Below are 318 nucleotides of genomic sequence, written 5' to 3' on the forward strand. Positions count from 1 at the left end.
AGGCCCGCGAGCAGCTCGTGAACTGGCGGGAGGACTGGGCTCGGCCCTATCTGGGTCTGATTCGCTATGCGCGGGTCCAATATCCGAAAAACGAAGCTCTGCGCCGTCTGGAGCGTGACATCCTCGCGGGATCTCCGGACGTACAGGGAATGTGGGATCGCCGCGAGGTATATGAACATGTCGATGGCAGCCTGCGCAGGCTTAAGCTGCCCTACCATCGAGGCCGGGAAGTCCCTGTTCGCATCATCGCTTTGCGGCCCATACGCAGTGACCGACTTCGCGTGATCGTGCTGATGGAAAGCGGCCGAGGAGCCACCA

Annotated in this window: 1 pseudogene; it reads left to right on the forward strand. The window is 61.6% G+C overall.

The window, feature by feature from the left end:
* Window positions 1-318, forward strand: a pseudogene (locus tag RB628_RS41805) (hypothetical protein); the annotation flags it as partial.

The organism is Streptomyces sp. ADMS, from assembly GCF_033441795.1.
Taxonomy (GTDB): Bacteria; Actinomycetota; Actinomycetes; order Streptomycetales; family Streptomycetaceae; genus Streptomyces.